The 22,457-nt window shown below is 67.7% G+C and carries 17 protein-coding genes and 1 pseudogene; 8 read left to right on the top strand and 10 right to left on the bottom strand.

Going from position 1 to position 22,457, the window contains the following annotated elements:
• Positions 1-1,138 (top strand): annotated as a pseudogene (locus WS89_RS34330) (beta strand repeat-containing protein); the annotation flags it as partial.
• A gap of 471 nt (positions 1,139-1,609) precedes the next feature.
• Here WS89_RS34330 and WS89_RS34325 read toward each other — a convergent pair.
• The gene (locus WS89_RS34325; protein WP_179949065.1) at positions 1,610-1,780 is read right to left on the bottom strand and encodes a hypothetical protein; all 171 of its coding nucleotides are present in this window, start codon (positions 1,778-1,780) and stop codon (positions 1,610-1,612) included.
• A 171-nt stretch (positions 1,781-1,951) separates the two neighbouring features.
• Positions 1,952-2,863: a DUF72 domain-containing protein gene (locus WS89_RS26230; protein ID WP_059794638.1), complete on the bottom strand. Its 912-nt coding sequence runs from the start codon at positions 2,861-2,863 to the stop codon at positions 1,952-1,954.
• Between the two features lie 280 nt (positions 2,864-3,143).
• On the opposite strand from WS89_RS26230, the gene WS89_RS26225 reads away from it, so the two are divergent.
• Entirely contained in the window at positions 3,144-5,315 is a 2,172-nt protein-coding gene (locus WS89_RS26225; RefSeq protein ID WP_059794575.1) for a TonB-dependent siderophore receptor, read from the top strand.
• A 22-nt stretch (positions 5,316-5,337) separates the two neighbouring features.
• On the opposite strand, the gene WS89_RS26220 is transcribed toward WS89_RS26225, so the two are convergent.
• Positions 5,338-6,153 carry a response regulator transcription factor gene (locus tag WS89_RS26220; protein WP_059794572.1) on the bottom strand — a complete coding sequence of 272 codons (816 nt, stop codon included), beginning with the start codon at positions 6,151-6,153 and terminating at the stop codon, positions 5,338-5,340.
• Position 6,154: 1 nt separating this feature from the next.
• On the opposite strand from WS89_RS26220, the gene WS89_RS34320 reads away from it, so the two are divergent.
• From WS89_RS34320 to WS89_RS26210, 3 genes are all read left to right on the top strand, one after another.
• Positions 6,155-6,643: a hypothetical protein gene (locus WS89_RS34320; protein ID WP_179949890.1), complete on the top strand. Its 489-nt coding sequence runs from the start codon at positions 6,155-6,157 to the stop codon at positions 6,641-6,643.
• 630 nt (positions 6,644-7,273) lie between these two features.
• Positions 7,274-10,867 carry a YadA family autotransporter adhesin gene (locus tag WS89_RS26215; protein WP_059794569.1) on the top strand — a complete coding sequence of 1,198 codons (3,594 nt, stop codon included), beginning with the start codon at positions 7,274-7,276 and terminating at the stop codon, positions 10,865-10,867.
• Positions 10,868-11,235: 368 nt separating this feature from the next.
• Positions 11,236-11,622, top strand: a complete 387-nt coding sequence (locus tag WS89_RS26210) for a VOC family protein (RefSeq protein WP_059506292.1) — start codon at positions 11,236-11,238, stop codon at positions 11,620-11,622.
• Positions 11,623-11,644: 22 nt separating this feature from the next.
• On the opposite strand, the gene WS89_RS26205 is transcribed toward WS89_RS26210, so the two are convergent.
• Together WS89_RS26205 and WS89_RS26200 are read right to left on the bottom strand one after the other, a co-directional pair.
• A complete protein-coding gene (locus WS89_RS26205; RefSeq protein WP_059794566.1) occupies positions 11,645-12,184 on the bottom strand; it encodes a toxin in 540 nt (179 codons plus the stop codon).
• Positions 12,185-12,293: 109 nt separating this feature from the next.
• Positions 12,294-12,680: a MerR family transcriptional regulator gene (locus WS89_RS26200; protein WP_059794564.1), complete on the bottom strand. Its 387-nt coding sequence runs from the start codon at positions 12,678-12,680 to the stop codon at positions 12,294-12,296.
• Between the two features lie 85 nt (positions 12,681-12,765).
• On the opposite strand from WS89_RS26200, the gene WS89_RS26195 reads away from it, so the two are divergent.
• Complete coding sequence (locus WS89_RS26195) at positions 12,766-13,674, top strand: alpha/beta fold hydrolase (RefSeq protein WP_082741975.1); 909 nt, start codon at positions 12,766-12,768, stop codon at positions 13,672-13,674.
• Between the two features lie 27 nt (positions 13,675-13,701).
• Here WS89_RS26195 and WS89_RS26190 read toward each other — a convergent pair whose 3' ends face one another.
• Genes WS89_RS26190 through WS89_RS26180 form a run of 3 tightly spaced genes read right to left on the bottom strand, consistent with a single transcriptional unit; the run spans position 13,702 to position 16,372 of the window.
• Positions 13,702-14,514, bottom strand: coding sequence for an ABC transporter ATP-binding protein (locus WS89_RS26190; protein WP_059794557.1), 813 nt, complete (start codon positions 14,512-14,514; stop codon positions 13,702-13,704).
• On the bottom strand, positions 14,511-15,377 hold the full coding sequence (locus tag WS89_RS26185; protein WP_059794554.1) for an ABC transporter permease: 867 nt from the start codon (positions 15,375-15,377) through the stop codon (positions 14,511-14,513). The genes WS89_RS26190 and WS89_RS26185 overlap by 4 nt, the downstream gene beginning before the upstream one ends.
• A 2-nt stretch (positions 15,378-15,379) precedes the next feature.
• Positions 15,380-16,372: an aliphatic sulfonate ABC transporter substrate-binding protein gene (locus tag WS89_RS26180; protein WP_059794553.1), complete on the bottom strand. Its 993-nt coding sequence runs from the start codon at positions 16,370-16,372 to the stop codon at positions 15,380-15,382.
• A 334-nt stretch (positions 16,373-16,706) separates the two neighbouring features.
• Between WS89_RS26180 and WS89_RS26175 the strand changes: the two genes are divergently transcribed.
• Complete coding sequence (locus WS89_RS26175; RefSeq protein WP_059794550.1) at positions 16,707-18,134, top strand: MFS transporter; 1,428 nt, start codon at positions 16,707-16,709, stop codon at positions 18,132-18,134.
• Between the two features lie 124 nt (positions 18,135-18,258).
• Here the strand turns inward: WS89_RS26175 and WS89_RS26170 are convergent, their stop codons facing one another.
• Positions 18,259-19,659 (bottom strand): LLM class flavin-dependent oxidoreductase, encoded by a 1,401-nt coding sequence (locus WS89_RS26170; RefSeq protein WP_059794547.1) that lies wholly within the window; start codon positions 19,657-19,659, stop codon positions 18,259-18,261.
• Positions 19,656-20,915 carry an acyl-CoA dehydrogenase family protein gene (locus tag WS89_RS26165; RefSeq protein WP_059794544.1) on the bottom strand — a complete coding sequence of 420 codons (1,260 nt, stop codon included), beginning with the start codon at positions 20,913-20,915 and terminating at the stop codon, positions 19,656-19,658. Before WS89_RS26165 ends, WS89_RS26170 begins: the two co-directional genes overlap by 4 nt.
• A gap of 303 nt (positions 20,916-21,218) precedes the next feature.
• On the opposite strand from WS89_RS26165, the gene WS89_RS26160 reads away from it, so the two are divergent.
• Positions 21,219-22,457, top strand: coding sequence for an SfnB family sulfur acquisition oxidoreductase (locus WS89_RS26160; RefSeq protein WP_059794542.1), 1,239 nt, complete (start codon positions 21,219-21,221; stop codon positions 22,455-22,457).

Genomic DNA, 22,457 nt, shown 5'->3' with positions numbered 1-22,457 from the left:
GGCCACCGGTGCAGTCGGAACGTTGGCCGGCGCAGCGGGTGGTGTCGGCGGTGCGACCGGCAGTCTCGGCGGCATCGTAGGCACGGTAGCCAACTCGGCAACCGGTGCAGTCGGAACGCTGGCTGGCGCAGTGGGCGGTGCTGGCGGCGCGGCCGGCGGTCTCGGCGGCATCGTAGGCACGGTAGCCAACTCGGCAACCGGTGCAGCCGGAACATTGGCTGGCGCAGTGGGTGGTGTCGGCGGTGCGGCCGGTGGTCTCGGCGGCATCGTTGATACGGTAGCCAACTCGGCAACAGGCGCAGTCGGAACGTTGGCCGGCGCAGTGGGCGGTGCTGGCGGTGCGGCCGGTGGTCTCGGCGGCGTCGTGGGCGCGGTCGGCAACACGGCCACCGGTGCAGTCGGAACGCTGGCCGGCGCAGTGGGCGGTGCCGGCGGCGCGGCCGGCGGTCTCGGCGGCCTCGTGGGCACGGTCGCCAACGCGGGCACGGGCGTCGTCAATGCCGTCACCGGTGTCGCCGGCAACGGCGGCGCGCTGATCACGCCGATCACGAGCATCGTCGGCAATCTCGGCGGCTCGTTGCCGGTCGGCGCAGCCACCGGGGCGATCGGCGCAGCGTCCGGCGCGGTAACCGGCCTCGCCGGCAGCGGCACCGCGGCGATCGCACCGATCGCATCGACCGTCACGTCGCTGATCGGATCCGCCACGAGCGGCGCCGGCAACGTCGTCGGCTCGGGATCCGGCGCGCTCTCCGGCGCAACCGGTGCGGCAGGTTCGCTCGCGACGGTCACCACAGGCCTGACGGGTTCGCTCGCGCACACCGTGACCGGCACCGCCGGCGCGGTCGCCGGGACCCTTCCGGCACTGAGTGTCGCGCTCAATGGCGGTACGGCAGCCGGTGCGGTCGGCGGTGTGACGAACGCCGCGGGGGCGCTCATCTCCGGCGGCGCGACGATCGCCAACGCGGCGGTGCAATCGGTCGGTTCGGCCGTCGGGTCGGTGGCCGGCGTCGTTCCCGCGCTGGCGGTTTCGCTGAACGGCAATTCCGCGCAAGGGGGCGGTAGCGCGTCGGGCGGTGGTTTGCTGGCACCCGTGACGTCGCTCGTCACTTCGCTCACCGTTCCGGTGATCAAGAAGTAGGCGACGTCGATACCGCGGCCGCCGCATGCTCCGGGCGGCCGCGAATCTTCACACCTCAGGCGCGTCATCCACTACGCCGGCGGGACGACGAATCGTGTCGTCTCGCGCGGCGTTGGCTCGGTGACGCGCCATTTTGCGTTTCGGGGAGCCGTGGCGTCGCATGCCTCCATCTCGGGCTTCCCGATCTCCTCCTGCCTGCATCGGTTCGCCGCGCGTCGAAGGGAGCGATGTACGTTTCCGCCCTCGTCGAACGAGAAAACGGCAACCGCGGGACCGACGCCACTTCGTTCATTCCCGACGCATACGTCGCACGCCGCAGTCGCAAACGTGTGGATACCAAACCGTCAGTCCGGCGCCCCCCGGTCGATTCGCGCACGACCAGCTCGGGCGCGCGAAACGGCCATGCGAAGTACGTAAGGAATCCGGACGATGCCGTTCGACCGTTGGGGCAGGCGCCCGCGCCGTGCAGCGCTACGACCGGTCGCGATTCCGGGCGCGCGTCGCGCCGGTGATGACCGCGATGCCGAACAGGATGACGGCCACGATCTCGATGATGTGCTGCGCGACGTGCAGCGTCATCAAACCCCAGACGACGCCGCCGATGAAAATGATCCATCCGACCAGGTAGATGAGCAGGGTCATCGCTTTTTCTCCTTGCAGTGTTGGCCCATGGCGCCGGTTGCCGGTCGTGAAAAATTCACCGGGCGCGCGGTGCGCGCGACGAGGACGCGCGATCCGGGAGCACCGGAGCATATTTCGCGCCCGGCCTCTCGTCTGCCGGTGGCATGTTCGCCGTGCAGCTTGCCGGCCGCTTCATTCGGATGCCGTGTCATGCGCATGCAGCCCGAGCCGCGCCATCAGCCGTCTGGCGTCGAACGGCGCCTGCGTTTTCGTGTCGTTGTCGAAATAGCAGTACACGTCGCGCGTCGCCGCGCGTGGCGGGTGCAGCGCCGGTGCGGCGAGACGCGCATCGTCGGGTTGCGCGCCCCGGCTCCACGTGTCGATCCGGCGTGCCCATCGCTCGAGCGCCGCATCGGCGTATTCGCCCGAATATTTCGTTTCGGTGCCGTGCAGCCGCATGTAGATGAACCGCGCGCTCAGATCCTCGAATTGGGGCCACGCCTCGGTCGAATCCGACACGACGAGCGCGACCTTGTGGCGGCGCAGCAGCTTCACGAACGCCGGATCCACGAAGCTGTCGTGCCGCACTTCCACCGCGTGGCGCAACGCTCGCTTGCGGTCGATCTCCAGATAAGGCGCCCGGACGTGCGAATCGTGCCGGCGGGCGAGCGCGAGTGCGGCTTCCGTATCGTGCGGCAGCAGGCCCAGGAAGTGCTCCATGTGTGCCGGGTCGAAACGCAGCGAGGGCGGGAATTGCCACAGCAGCGGCCCGAGCTTCTCCTTCAGCGCGAACAACCCCTGAGCGAAAAAATTCGCGCACGCGACCGTGGCGGCCTCGTCGCGAAAACGCAGGATATGCGTCAGGTAGCGCGAACCCTTGACGCTGAACACGAACCCCGGCGGCGTTTCGGCATACCAGCGCCGCCAGCTGTCCGGCGCTTGCAGGCTGTAGTGCGTGCCGTTGATCTCGATCGTCTGCATCTGGCCCGCTGCATACCGTAGCTCGCCGGCCTGCTTCAGGTCCGCCGGGTAGAACGTTCCCCGCCAGCCCGGGTAGCGCCAGCCTGAAATACCGATGTGAATCCTGCCGGATGTGCGTGTCACGTCGATGCCCGGCTGCGCCGGGTTCCTGAATGCGGTTCGGGCGACGCGCAATATGCGTGCCGCCGCCGTCACCGGTCCAATTCTTTTTTAAAGACCGCGCCACGTTCGGCCGGTATGATCGCTGCGCTCGCGAACGGCGCAATCGGTCGGTGCGTACCGATCCACGCTTCACTGCGTTCGCCGGGCACGGCAATCACGACACCACCGGACGGACCCCGGCGATACGCGGTCCGTCGATCCGGCCGAACGGGCCAACCCAGCACGACGGAGTATCGAGACGATGTGGACGGAGACAGGGACGGGGCGGCGCGCGATGGCGATCGCGGCAGGCGGAGCGTTGTGCGCGGCCGCCGCGGGCGGTGCGCACGCGCAGGCATCGGCGCCTGGGGCGGCGGCCGTGCTGCCGGCCATCGACGTGCGAGGGCCGGCCGATGCTTCGGCCGTCGGGCTCGTCGGGCGGCGCACTGCCACCGGCACCAAGACCGATACGCCGATCGACGAGATTCCGCAAACGATCGACATCGTCACCGCGCAACAGATCGAGATGACCGGCGCGGCCGACCTGAACCAGGCGTTGCGCTACGTGCCCGGCTTCGCGACGTGCGGCGCCGACAGCCGCACCGACTGGTATGCGGCGCTGCGCGGCTTCACGCCGACGCTGTACGTCGACGGCCTGCCGGCGCCGAACACGGCCGTGATCGCGAACTGGCGCGTCGATCCGTACGCGATCGATTCGATTGCGGTGCTGCGCGGGCCGACGTCGGTGCTGTACGGCGCGGGCGAGCCCGGCGCGATCGTCGACGCGCAGACGAAGCGCGCCGACGGCACGCGCGTGCGTGAAGCCGGCGTGCAGATCGGCAACGATGCGCGCAAGCAAGCCATGCTCGATGTCGGCGACAGGCTCGATCCGGACGGCAAGTATGCATACCGCTTCGTCGGCGTCGCGCGCGACGGCAACGCGGTGACCGGCCCGAACGGCGACCGGCGCGTCGCGCTCGCGCCGTCGTTCCGGTGGCGGCCGAACGCCGACACGTCGCTGACGTTTTCCGCGACATACCTGCAGGACAGCGGCGACATCTCGTCGAACTTCCTGCCCGCGTCGGGCACGGTGCTGCCGAACCCGAACGGCCGCCTGTCGCAGGACATCTACATGGGCGACCCGTCGTTCAACGACTACCGCAAGAAGCAATGGTCGCTCGGCTACGCGCTGGAACACCGCGTGAACGCGATCTGGACGCTGCATCAGGACGTGCGCTGGTCGCACCTGTCGCTCGACGATGCGACGGTGTTCGGCAACGGCCTCGCGCCCCGAAGCACGACGAACATGATGCGTTTCGCGGGGCTGTTCCAGCTCAACTACAGCCGGCTCGACATCGACAATCGCGCACAGGCGCGCTTCGGCACGGGGCCGCTCGAACACACGCTGCTGTTCGGCCTGCAGTTCGACCGGCAGACGACGACCAACAGCGTGCAACTCGCGCTCGCCCCGTCGCTCGACCTGTATCACCCGGTCTATCGGCCTGTGACCGCCGCGATCTTCTCGGGCCCGACATCGCTCGGCCACGTCGACCAGTACACCGCGATGAACGGATTCGGCGTGTATGCGCAGGACCAGATCCGCTGGCGGCGCTGGACGCTGACGCTCGGCGGCCGCGAGGACGTCGTGAATGCGCGGTTCGACGACCGGGCCGCCGGCTCGCATGCACAGCAGGACGTCAGTGCGTTCTCCGGGCGGGTCGGGCTCACCTATCGCGGCGACGCCGGGTTGTCGCCGTACGTCGCCTATTCGACGTCGTTCGATCCGGTCATCGGCGTGCGGATGTACGGCGGCGGCTTGCCGAAGCCGACGCGCGGCACGCAGACGGAGGCGGGGCTGCGCTGGCAACCGGCCGGCCGGAACCTGATGCTGAATGCGGCCGTGTATCGGATCGACCAGACCAACGTCGTCACGCCCACGCCGGTGAATCTCGACCCGACCGCGACGACGTCGGTGCAGACCGGCAAGGTGCGCTCGCGCGGCATCGAGCTGAGCGCGGTCGGCCAGGTGTCGCGCGAGCTGTCGATCGTCGCGTCGTATCTCTATCAGGACGTCAAGAACGTGCAGGCGAACGACGCGTCGCTGAACCACTGGCCGGTGTCCGTCCCGCTGCCGCGGCAGATGGCGTCGATGTGGGCCGACTGGACCTGGCGCACGGGCGCACTGGCGGGCCTCGGCATCGGCGGTGGCGTGCGCTACCAGAGCGCATCGGCCGGCGCGCCCGACAATTCGCTGACGGTGCCGAGCGCGACGCTTTACGACCTCGCGATCCATTACGAGCTGCCGCGCTGGCGTTTCGCGGTGAATGTCGCGAACCTGTTCGACCGGCGCTATGTCAGCGGCTGTCAGTCGTACGCCGTGTGCGTGTTCGGCAACGAGCGGACCGTGCTGGCCAGCGCGAAATACAACTGGTGAGCGTGAGTGCGTCGCACGCGGCCTACACGCGGCGTTGCGGCTCCCGGGTAGCCGTGCGCGCGCCCGCATGGCCCTGGCGTCGCCATTCGGTCGGCGTGATGCCGAAACGTTCGCGGAAGGCGGTGGCGAAATTGGCCGGCGTGGAAAAGCCGATTTCCTTCGCGATACTGGCGATGCTGAGCGACGTGGAGTCCAGCAGATCCTGCGCGATCCGCAGCCGCTCGTAGCGCAGATATTCGAACACCGTCTGGCCGAGATTGTCGCGAAACGCGCGCGACAAGCGCTTTTCGTGCGTGCCGACCGCACGCGCCAGTTCCTCCACCGTCGGCGGATCGTTCAGCGTGCGCGACAGGTGGCGGATGGCCGCGCGCACGATGATGTCGTCGTCGTTGCCGCCCGCGAACGGGCTTTCCGCCGCTTCCGTCCCGGCGGACCGTTCGCGTTTCGCGCGCGAGAGCTGCACGCGAATCCGCGCGATCACCTCCGCCGGCTCGAACGGCTTCACCACATAGTCGACGCCGCCGATCTCCAGCCCCTCGAGCCGTTCGTGCAACGCGCCGGCCACGGTCAGGAAGATGATCGGGATCGCGCCCGTCAGCGGATCGGCGGCCAGCAGGCGGCATGCGGTGAAGCCGTCCATGCGCGGCATGCGCACGTCCATCAGGATCAGGTCGGGCATCAGCGCCTGCGCGCGCTGGCACGCTTGCGCGCCGTCGAATGCGACGCTGATCCGGCATCCCGTGCTGCGCAGCATGTCGGTCAGCAAACGGAGCTGGTCGGGTTGATCGTCGACGATCAGGATATGCGCGTCGCGCAATGCGGAGATCGATGAAGGCATCGTGCACCTGTTGTTAAAAGGCAGTTGGCTGCGTTTTCCGCGGGTGGCCAGCCCGGTGAGGTGGAAACGTCGTAGGCCGCTGCGTGGCGATGCATCCCGGCGCATCGCACGCTCGCATCGATTTCGGACAAGGGGGAGCCGCGCGGCGTTCGTCGTTTTGATCGCCGGGTCGGTCGGGACGCGACGGATCGCCGTGCTCGCGTGGACGACGATCGCGACTGCCGGAATCGATGCGAGCGGAATTGTAGGAGCATATTCGGAATCCGGCCAGACACGACGGCTCCATTTGCACCATTCCATCTTCGCGATTATAGAAAATGGCGGTTTGCGACAGGAACGTGAAACGTCGACGTGCATCATTGCTCGTGGTTTACGCGTATATCCAGTGAGAAAACCGCGCGACCGGCCGGCTTTCGGATTGTATTTTCGAGAAATGGATTATTTGAATCCGCTTTGGCAAAGTATTTATCCGCTCGGCAAAAGGTTTTGAATAATGGCGCTGGCGCGAAATCGTTTGCGGAATGGGCGTATTTTACGTAAACCATTGAATATTTGGAATTTTACAATCTATAAAGAATGTCGGCTTTAATAATTTAATTCCGTGTCTCATAATTCGTCCGAACTTTGAGTAGCGGGTGGGCAGGGCAGCGGAAGCGCCGCAAGCGGTGACGGACGTTGCCTGACCCGAAGCCGGCGCATCAATTGATGACTGTCCCGCCACGTGCTCGCTGCACGGAGTGAAACCCGGGTTGCCGGGGGATGAAATAAAAGAAGCAGTGTGGGTCGCGATCGGCGCGGCGACAAATCGGGGATGCATATGACGACGGGTTGAATCTCCGGATTCAGCCGGGGAAAGACTCGTCCATATGAATCAATACGTATTCCTAATGCAGTTGTCGAATTAACGGAACGGGACGTCAGGCCGACGGCATGCCCCGGGTGTTCGAACGCCCGGTCGAAACGGGTGCTCGACGCGTGTCGTGTCGGCATGGCTGGCCCGGCGTCGGAAGCCCGGCGCCGGAATCCGCTTCCGAAACGAAGTCGCAATCGAAGTCGAAGCTGTCAATAAAAGTAAGTAGTCCGTATTCAAACCAGACGCTACACAACGGAGCAGAAGACCATGAAGAGGAAGCAGATTTCGGCGCTTGCCGCCGCGATGTTCACGGGCGCGGGTGTGCTGATCGCCGGCGCCGCGCACGCGGACAATTTCGTCGACCGCGGCAACCCGGACAACGCGCTGAACGGCCAGTGCATCGACGGCACCAACCCGCTGTGCGTGGCAACGAAGAGCGGCAACTACGTCGCGGTCAGTACCGCGAACGTGACGCAGGGCACCAATGCGATGGCAGGCGCCAGCGGTATCGCGATCGGCGACCAGTCGAATGCGAGCAGCAAGGGCGGCAGCGGCAGCGGCGGCGCGATCGCGATCGGCGTCGGCTCGCAGGCGCTGGCGAACTCGGCCACCGCGATCGGCACGGTGGCGGTCGCGCAGGGCAACACGGCGCTGGCGATCGGCCGCCAGTCGGCTGCGGTCGGCGATTTCTCGATGGCGCTCGGCAACGTCGCGGATGCGCACGGTACGAGCTCGATCGCGCTCGGCCATTCGGCGCTGGCCAGCGGCGACCGTTCGATCGCGATCGGCGGTGCGAACCCGACGTCGAGCGACGGCGTATCGGCCGGCGCATCGTACGACGCGGCCACGCAGACGCGTGCGGCCGGCACGCAGTCGGTGGCGATCGGCGCGGGCGCGCGGACGAACGACAACAACCAGGTGGCGATCGGCTCGGGCAGTGTCGGCGCGAACAACGGCGGCACGCCGGTGTTCGGCGGCACGGCCGCACCGGTCGGCGGCGCGGTGTCGTTCGGCGCGCTCGGCAGCGAACGCCAGCTCAAGAACGTCGCGGCAGGCGCGGCCGATACGGATGCCGTCAACGTCCAGCAGTTGAAGAACGTGAACAGCACGCTGAGCACGGGCATCGGCAGCGTCGACGCACGCGTGACGTCGGTCGGCAATGCGCTGTCGACCTCGATCTCGAACGTCGACCAGCGCGTGACCAGCGTCGGCAACAGCCTCAGCACGAGCATCGTCACGGCGACGCAGAACGTCGTGAAATATACCGACGACTCGCATGCGGCGATCGCGCTCGACGGCGCCACCGGCACGACGATTGGCGGCGTGGCCGCCGGCGTCGCCGATACCGATGCCGTCAACGTCGGCCAGTTGAAGGGCAGCCTCACGCCGCTGCAGACGTCCGTTTCGACGGCGGCTTCGAACATCGCGAACCTGCAGAACAGCGTGACCGGCATCAACGGCTCGCTGAGCACCGCGGCGTCGAACATCGTCAACCTGCAGGCGGCCGATACGCGCAACGTCAAGTACGACGGCGCGAGCGGCTTCGACTCGGTGACGTTCGCCGGCCCGAACGGCACGACGCTGCACAACGTCGCGGACGGCAAGGACGTCCACGACGCCGTCAACGTCGGCCAGTTGACGGGCGGCCTCGCATCGCTCAGCACGAGCGTGACGAACAACCTCAGCACGACGCTCGGCAATCTGAGCACGTCGATCGCCGGCCAGATCGGCAACGCGACGAAGAACGCGGTGCAGTACGACGACGATGCGCACGGCGGCGTCACGCTCGGCGGCACGGGTGCCGCGGCGCCGGTCGGCCTGCACAACGTCGCGGACGGCGTGGCGGCAGGCGATGCGGTGAACGTGGGCCAGCTCGGCAAGGCGACCGACACGCTCAACCAGTCGATCGCGACCGTCGGCAACCAGGTGACGACGAACACCGGCAACATCGCGGCGCTTCAGCAGGACGCGCTGCAATGGAACCCGGCCCTCGGCGCGTACGATGCGAGCCACGGCGGCCACGGCCCGCAGCTCATCAGCAACGTCGCGGCCGGCAAGAGTGGAACGGACGCGGTCAACGTCGATCAGCTGAACGCGGCGATTCACGACGGGACGAGCCAGCTCGATGCGCTCGCCGTCAAATACGACGATCCGAGCAAGCGGCAGGTGTCGCTCGGCGCAGGCAACGGCGGCAGCCCGGTGCGCGTGACCAATGTCGCGGAAGGCAACGTGGCGGCCGGCAGCACCGATGCGGTGAACGGCGCGCAACTGCGTCGCGCGACCGATGGCGCCGCGGCCGCGCTCGGCGGCGGCGCGACCGCGAACCCGGACGGCTCGATCGGCGCACCGAACTACAAGATCGGCGGCAGCGCGTTCGACAACGTCGGCGACGCATTGACGAACCTCGACGGCCGCGTCGGCAGCAACACGACGACGCTTGCGAATCACGAAACGCGCATCGGCAATGCCGAAACGAACATCGCGGGCAACACCGCCGCGATTGCCGGGCTGCAACAGGACGCGCTGCAGTTCGACCCGACGCTCGGCGCGTTCAACGCCGCGCGCGGCGGTGCGCCGACGAAGCTGACGAACGTGGCCGACGGCAACCTCGCCGCGGGCAGCACGGATGCGGTGAACGGCGGCCAGTTGTCGGGCGTGAAGACCGCGCTCGAACAGCAGATCACGCAGGTGTCGAACCAGGCCGGCGAAGCCGTGAAGAACGTCGTCAAGTACGACGTCGACGCGAGCGGCAACCGGCTGAATTCGGTCTCGCTCGTCGGCGGCGACGCAACGTCGGCGGTCGTGCTGAAGAACGTCGCGGCGGGCACCAGCGATACCGACGCGGTGAACGTGAAGCAGTTGAAGGACGTGCAGTCGAACCTGAACCAGCTCGGTGCGCTCGCGGTGCAGTACGACGATGGCTCCAAGAGCACGATCACGCTCGGCGGTGCGGGCGGCACACGCATCACCAACGTGCAGGCCGGCACGCTCGGCGCGACCAGCACCGACGCGGTGAACGGTTCGCAGCTCTACGCGACCAACCAGCAGGTGTCGAAGAACACCACCGACATTTCGAACCTGCAAGGCAGCGTGACCAACATCGCGAACGGCAAGGCCGGCCTCGTGCAGCAGCAGGATCCGAACGGCGCGATCACGGTCGGCAAGGATTCGGGCGGCGCGAGCGTGAACTTCTCCGGCACGGCGGGCGACCGCGTGCTGACCGGTGTCGCGGCGGGCGTGAGCGACAACGACGCGGTCAACATGGGGCAGTTCAACAACGCGCTGAAGAACGTGGCGGCCAACGACAAGATCCGCGCGGCCGCGACCGATGCGAACACCACATGGATCGCGCGTGCCGACGCGGGTGCAATCGGGTCGACGGCGACCGCGACCGGCAAGAACGCGGTGGCGGTCGGCCAGGGCTCCGTCGCCGATCGCGACAACTCGTTCTCGGTCGGCGCGAAGGGCAGCGAGCGCCAGATCACGAACGTCGCGGCCGGCACGGCACCGACCGACGCGGTGAACGTGCAGCAGTTGAACGACAACCTCGCGACGGCGTCGACGCAGGCGAAGGGGTATACCGACCAGCGCATCGGGCAGGTGTACAACTCGTTCAACGACCTGAAGAAGGACATGTACGGCGGCGTCGCGTCGGCGATGGCGGTGGCCGGCTTGCCGCAGCCGACTGGCGCGGGGCGCTCGATGGTGTCGGCGGCGACCTCGAATTATCACGGCCAGCAGGGCTTCGCTGCCGGCTACTCGTACGTGACGGAGAACAACCGCTGGGTCGTCAAGGCATCGGTGACGGGCAACGCGCGGTCGGACTTCGGCGCGGTGGTCGGCGCGGGTTATCAGTTCTGATGCAGGTCGCGTCATCGTGAGCGACGCGTGGTGCCGGGCGATGCAGGCGAAGCCCGGTACTCACGGCCGATCGGCGGCCCGGGGTTCGTTCGCGAATCCCGGGCCGTCGTCGTTTCGCGTCGCCGGCCGCTCGGGCATCCCGCATCGACGGTACCCGTCGCGAATGCGAGTGGCGCCTTCCGCCGCGATCGTCGCCATCCCGCAACGCTCGGCCCCGCAAGGGTTTCGCGCCCGTGCGGCGGAACGTCCAATGCGAGTTGTGGGATGCGAGCCCGCGCTCGTATTCTGAAGTCCTCGGGCGGCACGGCATGGGGCCTGCGCCCATCACCGCATCGGAGAGCGCGACCATGAATGCAACGACACCCACGATGAAACTCAACCACCTGAGCTTTCCTTCCGCCGACACACTGGCGACCGCCCGATTCTTCGAGCGATACCTCGGCTTCACGATCGCGGGAAGCTGGGAAAAATCCTGGATCCTCAAGCGCCCGGGCTTCGACGTTGTGATCGATCACGTCGGCGACGGCGTGCCCGCGTGGCCGACCAATTTCCACGTCGGCTTCGAACTGCCGAGCCTCGATGCCGTGCAAGCGCTGTTCGCGCGCTTCAAGGAAGAGGGCGTCGCGATGGAGACCGGCGTCTTCAACAACGGGCGCGGCTCGCGCTTCTTTTGCCGCGCGCCGGGCGGCGTGATGTTCGAACTGAACACGCGCGCGGATGCCGCGCCGGAATATCAGGGCACTTTCGACGATTGAAGCGACGCGGTTCGTGCCGCGCTCAATCGCAACGGCCGGCGCGGGCGAGGGTCTCGATGGCCGCGCGGGCACGCGACGGTCTGGTGATCTCCGTCCATTGCAGATGCGCGTATTTCGGGTCGTCGCGCAAGCCGGCGAACTTGACGCGGTTTTTCGCGAATGTCGTGTACGACCACAGCAGCACCGAGTCTCGCGAGCAGAACGCCATCCGCAGCGATTCCCGGTTGCCGTGAAACAGCTCGGTGCGCATGAGCCCGCGGCCGATCGTGCGTCGGAGCACGCGGGAAAACACCGTCCATCGCCCGAAGTTGAGCCAGACGACGTGCGTGGCGCGCGACCACAGCACGTCGCGCACCGCGCTGTAGTTGCCGTCGGCGATCCATCGGTCGCCGGCCGTCGCCGCCCGTACCTCCCGCTCGAACTGCGCGGGCGGCACGGCGGTCCAGCCGGGGCCCCAGTAGAGCTGGTCGAGTTCGATGCAGGGGCACGCTGCGGCGGTTGCCAGCGCGCTGGCGAAGGTGGATTTCCCGGATCCGCTCGTTCCGACGACGATGACACGCATGTGTGTGACCCCGGGCAAAAAGGTGAGGGTGCGTATTGTGCCCGAAGCGCGCGGGCGGCCCGGTATCCGCGGCGGGAAAAGGCGGGCCGCCGACGAAACCGCGCATCGATCAATCGAGCGGCGGCACCGCGCCCTCCCGCAACATCTTGACGAGCCGCGCGCGCCGCTTTTCGAGATCGGCGATCTGGCGGTCGATCGCTTCGAGGCGTTCGCGCTGGACGTCGGTGACCTGATCGCACGAACGCGCGCCGTCGATCAGCAGCATGCAGTCCGGAAAGCCGCGGATGTCGTCGAGGGTGAAACCGGTCGCGATCATGCGCTGAATCTGTTTGACCTGCGTCACCGCTTTTTCGGGGAACAGGCGATAGCCGTTGGCCGCGCGCACCGACGCGAGCAGGCCGTGCTCGTCGTAGTGCCGGATCGAGCGCACGCTCGCGCCGGTGAGCTGCGCGAGTTTGCCGATGGTCAGCGGGGGCGGAGCAGGCGGGTTTTTCATGAGAGCAGGTTAACACGATTCGCTTGACTCTCACATCAGTGTGAGGGTTGAGACTGGGCGTCCGTTCATGCCTGGAGGAAAAATCGTGAATACCCGAGTGCTGATCCGCTGGCTGATTGCCGCGATCTGGTGGGCGACGCCCTTCGCATGGGCGTACGACGCGGCGGCCGCGCCGCTGAGCTATACCGTCACGTCGACGGACGGCGTGAAGCTGGCCGTTCAGGAAAGCGGCGACCCCGGCGGCGTACCGGTCATCCTGATTCACGGCCTGCTCGGCAGCCGCCTGAACTGGGACGCGCAGGTCGACAGCCCTGAACTGCGCCGATTCCGCATCATCACGTACGATCTGCGCGGCCACGGGCTGTCGGACAAGCCGCCAGGCGCGCAGCCGTATCGCGACGGCACCCGCTGGGGCGACGATCTCGCCGCGGTCATCGAGGGCGCGCATGCGCGCAAGCCGGTCGTGGTCGGCTGGTCGCTCGGCGGCGTGGTGATCTCGAACTACCTCGCCAAATACGGCGATCGCGCGATCGCGGGCGCGGTGTACGTCGATGGCGTGGTCGAGCTTGCGCCGGGCCAGATCGTCGATCATCCCGACGTGTATCGGGACATGAATGCGCCGGACCTGAAGACGCATCTCGACGGCGAACGCACGTTCGTCGGTCTGTGCTTCAACCGTCGGCCGGCTGCCGCCACGTTCGAGCGCTTGCTCGCCAACGCCGCGATGGCGTCGTGGGACATGCAAAAGGCCATCCCGACGATGTCGGTGTTCGCCGCCACGGGGCTCGGCAACGCGCGCGTGCCGCTGCTCTTCGTCTACGGCGGCCGCGACGCGCTGGTCGATACGCACGCGACGCTGGCCCGCGCGGCCGAGCTGAATCCACGCATCGTCGGCAAGGTGTACGCGGAATCGGGGCACGCGCCGTTCATCGAGGAAGCCGAGCGATTCAATCGCGATCTGGCCGCGTTCGTCCGATCGGCGTCCTCGCCGTGAAGTCGTGTGTCGCGCGGGCCAGCGACGTCAGGCCGGCGCGGCCGGCATGCCGGCCGTGTCGCCCGCCGCGCGATCGTGAAAGCGCTGGAACGCATCGAGCAGCCGCACGCGCTGCGCGGCCAGCGACGGATCGCGCCGATCGCGCGGCCGTGCGACGTCGACGTGGATTTCGTCGTCGATGCGGCCTGGATTCGGTGCGAGCATCAGCACGCGATCGCCGAGATACAGCGCTTCGTCGAGATCGTGCGTGACGACGATCGCGGCCATCCGGTGCCGCTGGACAACGTCGAGCAGCAGCGTCTGCAAGCGCATCCGGGTGATCGCGTCGACCGCGCTGAACGGTTCGTCGAGCAGCAGTAGATCCGGCTCGCCGAACAGCCCGCGCGCGATCGCGGCGCGCTGCGCCATCCCGCCAGACAACGTGGCCGGCAGTTGCCGAGCGACGCCGGCCAGGCCGACTTCGTCGAGCAATCGCGCGACGCTCGGGTGGCGTCCGCCCCGAGGGCCGGACGCGAAGCCGACGTTGTCCGCCATCGACAGCCACGGCAGCAGCCGCGGCTCCTGAAAGATCACGCCGACGCGCGCGGACGGCCCGGCCAGCACGCTGCCGTCGAGCGTCACGCTGCCGCGGAAATCCCGGTCGAGGCCCGCGACGATCCGCAACAGCGTGCTCTTGCCGCACCCGCTCGGGCCCACCACGCAGACGATCTCGCCCCGCGCGACCTGCAACGCGATGTCGGCCAGGATCGTGCGACTGCCGTACAGCTTGCGGGCGATCCGCAGGTCGAGCAGCGGCGCGGCGACGCCGGCGGTCGGGCGCACGGAAGGGTAGGCGCTCATTGCCCGCCCTCGCGCGACGCGCCGCCGAACGCATCGCGCCAGCCGAGCCAGCGCGACTCGACGCGGCGCATCGCGCCGTCGGTCAGCTTGCCGAGCAACGCGAGCAGCAGGATCGCGCCGAACACGAGATCGGGGCGCCCGGTCTCGCGGCCGTCGCTCAGCAGGAAGCCGAGACCGCGCGTGGCCGCGATCAGCTCCGCGGCGACCATGAACATCCACGCGAGACTGAGGCCGGTCCGCAGGCCGGTGACGATCTGCGGCAGCGCGGCCGGCAGCAGTATCCGGCGGAACAAAGCGAGCGGGCCGAGCCGGTATACGGCGCCGAGCTCGACGAGCTTGCGGTCCACGTCGCGAATGCCGGCGACCACCGCGAGATGAACCGGAAAGAACGCACCGATCGCGATCAGCGTGATCTTCGGTGCTTCGTCGATGCCGAGCCACAGCAGCAGTACCGGCACCCATGCGAGCGACGGAATCGCGCGCAGCGCCTGGAACGTCGGTTCGAACAGCGCGTCGATCCGGCGGCTCAGGCCCATCGCCGCGCCGACGACGAGCGCGAGCCCGGCGCCGGCCGCAAACCCGGCCGCGACGCGCAGCGTGCTCGCACCGACGTGACGGGCGAGCCGCGTAGCGCCCATCCGTGCGAGCGTATCGAGAATCTCGCTCGGCGCCGGCACGAGATGATCCGGCAGCCAGCCGCGCCGCACCACGCACTCCAGCAGCACGAGTGCGACGAACGGCAGCGCGAGGCCCGCGATACGCCATGGGCGCAGCGGGTCGCGCCGGGCCGTACGAGGCCGCGAAGCGGGCGGGTGCGCCGCGCGCGCATCGCCGCGCGCGGCGGTGTTCGTCACCGGGGGCATGCTCAATGCGACGCCGCGACGATCGGGCGCGCGAACGACGGATCGATCAGCGCATCGACGATCTTCGCGGGATCGACGCCCGGCTTGGTCAACTGCTCGGCCGTCAGCACCGGCACCGCGGCCTTCAGCGCCGCGCGCTGCGTGTCGCCCGGCACCGGGTCGCCGAAGTCGTTGCGCTGAAGCTGCAGCTTCGCGACCGGCAGCGACACCTTCGATTGATCGGCGACGATCTGCGCGGTCTCGGCCGGATGCGCGACGATCCACTGGCGCGCGCGGTCGTAGACCTTCAGCACGCGCGTCACCGCCTGCGGATACTGGCTGGCGAACGCATCGCGAACATTCAGGAACCCGTACGTGTTGAACGCGACGTTGCGATACAGCAGGCGCGCGCCGTCGTCGAGCTGGGCGGCGGCCATGTGCGGATCGAGCCCGGCCCATGCATCGACCTGCCCGTTCGCGAGCGCGGCGCGGCCGTCCGGATGCTGCAGGTTGACGATCTCGACGTCGTCGCGCGTCAGCCCGACCGTGTGCAGCGCGCGCAGCGTGAACAGGAACGGATCGGTGCCGCGCGTCGCGGCGATCTTCTTGCCCTTCAGATCGGCGAGCGAACGGATCGGCGAATCCTTGCGCACCACGAGCGCCGTCCATTCCGGGCGCGAGAACACGTAGACGGTGTGGATCGGGTTGCCGTTCGCCCGCGCGAGCACCGACGCGAGCCCCGCGGCCGAGCCGAAATCGACCGCGCCGCTGTTCAGGTATTCGAGCGCGCGATTGCTGCCGAGGCTCAGCACCCAGCGAATCGCCGTACCGTCGGCCTTGAACTCGTCGTCGAGCCAGCCGAAGTGGCGGATCACGAGACTCTCGGGCGAGTAATACGCATAGTCGACGCGGATTTCGGCGGGCGTCGCCGCGTGCGCGTGCATCGACGCGAGGCCGGCAAGCGCGGCAACGACGAGGGCCGCGGATTGCCACACGCGGGACCAGAACGGCTTCATCGGGGATTCTCCGGAAGAGCGGCAATGCGCCGCGAACAGGCTGGGAAGAGGGCTAATGTAACGAAGCGCAGGCGATCCGTTAACGAAGAAATCCGCGATTGAACATGCACGTTGCTGATAAGCGTGCCCCGCGCAACTTTATGACGCACGCCGATTAATTTATCGCTTTATATCGCTTGGGATTGCCGGAGCGGAGGAACAGAATTTCCGCTGCCGGAACCCGGCGATCGCACGGCCGCATTCGCTCGACGCCGCGCTGGTCGCGCAGGCACCTGACCGGTTCCCGGCTTCACGACGACCTTGCCGTGCATTCGGCATCAAACTAAGGAATCCGATGAGTTCGATCGATCTGAGCCCGGTCACGCCGGTTTCTTCCCCCATCCGCTCGGCCAGCGACGTCGCGCGCTTGATCAACACCGTGGACAGTTCGGTCAGCCATGCGCGGATGATCGTGCTGCTGGCGCTCGGCGGCGTGTTTCTCGATGCGTACGACCTGACGACGCTGTCGTACGGCATCGACGACGTGGCGCGTGAATTCGGGCTGACGCCCGCGCTGACCGGGCTGGTCGGGTCGGCGATCATGATCGGCACGATCTTCGGCAGCCTGATCGGCGGCTGGCTGACCGACCGGATCGGCCGCTATCAGGTATTCATGGCCGACATGCTGTTCTTCGTGGTCGCGGCGATCGCGGCGGGGCTCGCACCGAACGTCTGGGTGCTGATCGCCGCGCGTTTCGTGATGGGGCTCGGCGTCGGCATCGACCTGCCCGTCGCGATGGCGTTCCTCGCGGAATTCTCGAAGTTCAACGGCCGCGGCAACAAGGCGTCCCGGCTCGCTGCATGGTGCCCGATGTGGTACGTCGCGTCGTCCGTGTGTTTCCTGCTGATCTTCGGCCTGTATTTCCTGCTGCCGGCCGAGCATGCGGGGTGGCTGTGGCGCGCATCGCTGATCTTCGGCGCGGTGCCGGCGCTCGTGATCATCCTGTTCCGCAACCGCTTCATGAACGAATCGCCGCTGTGGGCGGCGAATCAGGGCGATCTGGCCAATGCCGCGCGCATCCTGCGCGAGTCGTACGGCATTCACGCGCACGAAGCGGACGACGCGCGACGCGAACCGAGCCCGCCGCCCGTGCGGATTCGCGTGCTGTTCCAGCGGCCGTATCTGGGGCGCACGATCGTCGCCAGCGTGATGAACCTGTGCATCCCGTTCGAATACACGGCGATCGCGTTCTTCCTGCCGTCGATCCTGTCGCAATTTCTGGGGGCGGGCGTGTTCGAGACGATCGCCGCATCGCTGGCGTTGAACGTGCTGTTCGCGTTCACCGGCGGCTTGCTCGGCATGCGTCTCGCGTATCGCTATCCGTCGCGTCATGTCGCGATCGCGGGGTTTGCGTTGCAAACGGTCGCGCTCGTCGCGCTGGCGCTCGCAGGGCATCCGCACGGCGCATTGGCGGTGGGCGTCGTGCTGCTGATGCTCGGTACGTGGCTGTTCGCGGAAGGTTTTGGGCCGGGTGCGCAGATGATGATCTATCCGACGCTGTCATATCCGGCCGCGATCCGCGGCACCGGCGTCGGCTTCGGGCGGTCGCTGTGCGGCATCGGTCAGGCGCTCGCGCTGTTCGTGCTGCCGATCCTTCAGGCCCGGCTCGGCACCGACATGTTCTGGGTCGTCGCGGTCAGTGCGGTCACGCCGATCGTGTTTCTGCTGATCGTGCGGTACGAACCGACGGTGCACGACATCGACGACGAAAGCGTCGCGTGAGCGCCGATGGGGGACGCTCGCGTTCCCCGCCGAACACGAACGGCTTCGTCGGACTGCACGAAGCCGTTTGCGCTGAGGCCGGTATCCGCGTAAATGCGGACGGACCGGCCTCGACGTATTGCGGTTACGCGCCGACCGTTTCCCGCTCAGCCTCGCGCTTGACTTGTTCGATGTCGCGATACCGCGCGGCCGGATGCTCGTCGGGCAGTCGCGCCGAGCCGCCGAAGAGTTTTTCGCGCAGCGTGCCCGGCGCATACGCGGCCGGATACACGCCGCGGCGCTGAAGCTCGGGCACGAGATGGTGTACGACGTCCTCGAAGGTTTCATGCGCGACCGCATACGCGAGATTGAAGCCGTCCACGTCGGTCGCGGCCACCCATTCCTGCAGGATGTCCGCGACGGTCGCCGCCGATCCGACGAACACCGGGCCCATCCCGCCGATGCCGCCCCAGGCGGCCAACGCCTCGATCGTCCACGCGGTGTCGCCGCCCGACAAGTGCTCGACCGCCGACACGATCGCATTCGTTTCGACGCGCCTGACGGGATCGGTCGGCGCGTACTGGCCGAAGTCGATGCCGGTCCAGCCCGACATGAACACCAGCGAGCCGTCGTACGACACGTAGCGCCGATACTCGTCGAACTTGGCCTGCGCCCGCTCGTCGGTCTCGTCGACGATCACCGTGACGAGGTTGTAGATCAGCACCTTCGCCGGGTCGCGTCCGGCGGCGGCGGCCTGCGCGCGCACGTCGGCCACGTAGCGCGCGAGCTGGTCGCGGGTGGGCGCGGCGACGAACACGCATTCGGCGTGCTGCGCGGCGAACGCCTTGCCGGGGCCCGACGCGCCGGCCTGGAACAGCACCGGCGTGCGTTGCGGCGACGGCTCGCACAGGTGATAGCCGGGCACGTCGAAGAAGCGGCCCTTGTGGCCGATCTCGTGCACTTTCTCGGGATGCGTGAACACACGGCCGTCGCGATCGCGCACCACCGCGCCGTCCTCCCAGCTTCCTTCGAACAGCTTGTACAGCACCTCGACGTACTCGGCCGCGACTGCATAGCGGTCGTCGTGCGTGCGCAGCCCGCGATCGCCGACGTTCTTCGCGCCGCTCTCCAGGTACGACGTGACGATGTTCCATGCGAGCCGGCCCTTCGTGTGATGGTCGGCGGTCGACAGCCGGCGCGCGAACGTGTACGGGTGCTCGAACGTCGTCGACGCGGTGATGCCGATGCCGAGATGCTCGGTCGCCATCGCGATCGGCGCGGCCAGTTGCAGCGGATCGTTGACGGGGATCTGCGCGGCCTGGTGCAGCGCGTGATAGTTGCTGCCCTTGTACACGTCGTAGTAGCCGATTACGTCCGCGATGAAGATCGCGTCGAAGATCCCGCGCTCGAGCACGCGGGCGAGGTCGGTCCAGTAGTCGAGATCCTTGTATTGCCACGAGCGGTCGCGCGGATGCGCCCACAGGCCGGGCGACTGATGGCCCACGCAGTTCATCTCGAACGCGTTGAAGCGGATCGTCTTGCTCATTGCGCGGCTCCCGTTTCCGCGCCTGCGCCCGCACCGTTGCCGACGCGCCAGACGAACGGCGGCGTGCGGCCGTTGATGATCCAGTCGCCGACGATGCGCGCCTTGTAGACGAGCGGATTGTGCGACGACACGGTGCGCGCGTTGCGCCAGTGGCGATCGAGCGCGGTCGTGCTGCGGGTCGCGGACGCGCCGAGCGCGTCGAACAGGCGCGTCGCCGCGCGCAGCACGAGTTCGGACACGACGAGCTGGCTCTGCGCGGATTCGATTTCGGCCGCGACGTTCGCGGCCTGCTCGGCCGCTTCGTCGCCGCCGAAGCGCGCTTCGTACGCCTGCTGAAGCGGTTGCGCGGCACGCAGCGTGAGCGCGTCGGCCGCGTACGCCCATGACGCGATCTCGCCGATCACCTGCTGCAGCTGTGCATCGTCGCCGGCGCGCTGCGCATTACCGTGGCTGTACACGCGCGTGCGGTTGCGCACGAGTTCGCCCGCGTCGCGCACGATCGCGTGGCCGATGCCGGCGAGCGTCGCGACATGGAACAACTGGTAGAACGCGGTCTGATACTTGAAGCGGCGTGCGAAATCGATCACGTTCTCCGCATCGACCGCCGCATCCTCGAAACGCGTCGTACCGCTGCCGGTGGTGGTCTGGCCGAAACCGTCCCAGTCGTCCTCGCGGATCACGCCCGGCTGCGCGGTCGACACGGCGACGATCACGTCGCTGCCGTCGTGCGCGCGCTGCGCGAACACGTCGATCCAGTCGGCGAACAGGCTGCCCGTGCTGTAGAACTTGCGGCCGTTCAGCACGAGCCGGCCGTCTCGCTCCGACACCTTCGTGACGGTCTGGCCGAGCGGGACGTCGCCGGCTTCCGACCACGCGTTGCCGACGAGCTGGCCGCTCGCGAAGCGGTCGAGCCAGGTCATGCGTTGCGGCCCGTCCGGCGCGTTCAGCCAGTCCTCGACGAACGCGAAGTGCCCACGCAACGCCTGCGGCAAATTGGAATCGGCGGCGGCCAGCTCGGTCAGCAAACGGAACAACTGCGGCAGCGACGCGCCGGCGCCGCCGGCGCTCGCCGGCAGCCGTATCGCGCCGAAGCCCGCCGATTTCAGCCAGCCGATCGCCTCGTGCGGCAGTTCGCGGCGGCGTTCGCGCTCGGCGGTGCCGGCGGCGATGCGCGCGAAGATCGGCCGGAACCGGCTCGCGAGCGCATCGTAGTCGGTACCGGTGGAAAGGTCGGGGGCTGCGTGCGACGAAGTCATGCGGTATTCCTCGAAAGACGGGCCGTGTGCGCCGGGAGCCCAGTATAGGAAGCGCGACGCGGGCGCTCCAATAACGGATTCTCGGATCGTTATCGTCGCTGCGTATTACCGGGGCTGCAACCGCGATCGAATGAGCGCGCATCGACGTTCTCGCGTCCGTTGCGACGTCCAAACGCCGGTTCGCCTGCATCAGGTTCGACGTCGTTTGTTCTCCCAAGGAATATCGTTTCGAGAATCGCTCGGTTTTCCGGCATGCACGGCGCTGCTAGATTGAATGCTTTCGCCATTCGACAGGAGAGACCGATGTCAGACACGAGCGCGACGATTCAGGAGCGGCCGGCCGACGTGCCACCGCGGGCGGCGAACGTGATCGCAGACGACGCGCAAGCGCTTGCAGTCGCGCATGCGCTGGCGCAACGCCTGGCGCAAGGGGCCGCCGAGCGCGATCGCGAGCGTCGCCTGCCGCGCGAGGAAATCGAATGGTTTTCGCAGTCGGGGCTGTGGGCGATCACGGTGCCCAAGGCATACGGCGGCGCGGGCGTATCGCATGTGACGCTCACCGAGGTGATCAAGATCGTCGCCGCGGCCGATGCGTCGCTCGGGCAGCTTCCGCAGAATCATTTCGGGCTGGTCGACGTGATCGCGCTCGTCGGCACCGACGCGCAGAAACGTCATTTCTTCGCCGAGGTGCTGAGCGGCAAGCGGTTCGGCAACGGGTTCTCGGAGAAGGGCACGAAGCACGTGCTCGACCTGAAGACGCGCGTGCGCCGCGACGGCGACGACTACGTCGTCGACGGCACGAAGTTCTATTCGACCGGTGCGCTGTTCGCGCATTACGTGCCGGTGCTCGGGCTCGACGACGCGCGCCAGGCATGGCTCGCGTACGTGCCGCAACCGACGCCGGGGTTGACCGTGATCGACGACTGGTCGGGATTCGGGCAGCGCACGACCGCGAGCGGCACGGTCGTGCTCGACGCGGTGCGCATCCCGGCATCGCACGTGCTGCCCGCGCAGCGCGTGTCGGACGTGCCGACGCTCAACGGTCCGCTGTCGCAGATCATCCAGGCGGCGATCGACGCGGGTATCGCGAAGGCGGCCATCGACGATACGCTCGCGTTCGTGCGAACCCGCACGCGGCCGTGGGTCGACAGCGGCGTCGAGCGGGCAGCGGACGACCCGCTGACGATTCGCGAAATCGGCCGTCTGCACATCCAGCTGCATGCGGCCGACGCGTTGCTCGAGCGTGCGGCGCGCACGCTCGACGAGATCGCGGCAAAGGGCGACGTGACCGAAGACGATGTCGCGCGCGCGTCCGTCGCGGTCGGCGAAGCGAAGGTGCTGACGACCGAGGTCGCGCTGCTCGCCGGCGAGAAGCTGTTCGAGCTGGCCGGCACGCAGTCGACGCTCGCCGAGCACAATCTCGACCGGCATTGGCGCAACGCGCGCACACATACGCTGCACGATCCGGTGCGCTGGAAATATCACCTCGTCGGCAACTACTACTTGAACGGCGTGCGCCCGGCGCGCCATGCGTGGAATTGA

Origin of the sequence: Burkholderia sp. MSMB1072 (assembly GCF_001524725.1) — a bacterium.
GTDB lineage: Bacteria > Pseudomonadota > Gammaproteobacteria > Burkholderiales > Burkholderiaceae > Burkholderia.
The sequence above is the reverse complement of the archived record's forward strand: the minus strand, read 5'-3'. Positions and strand labels throughout refer to the sequence as shown.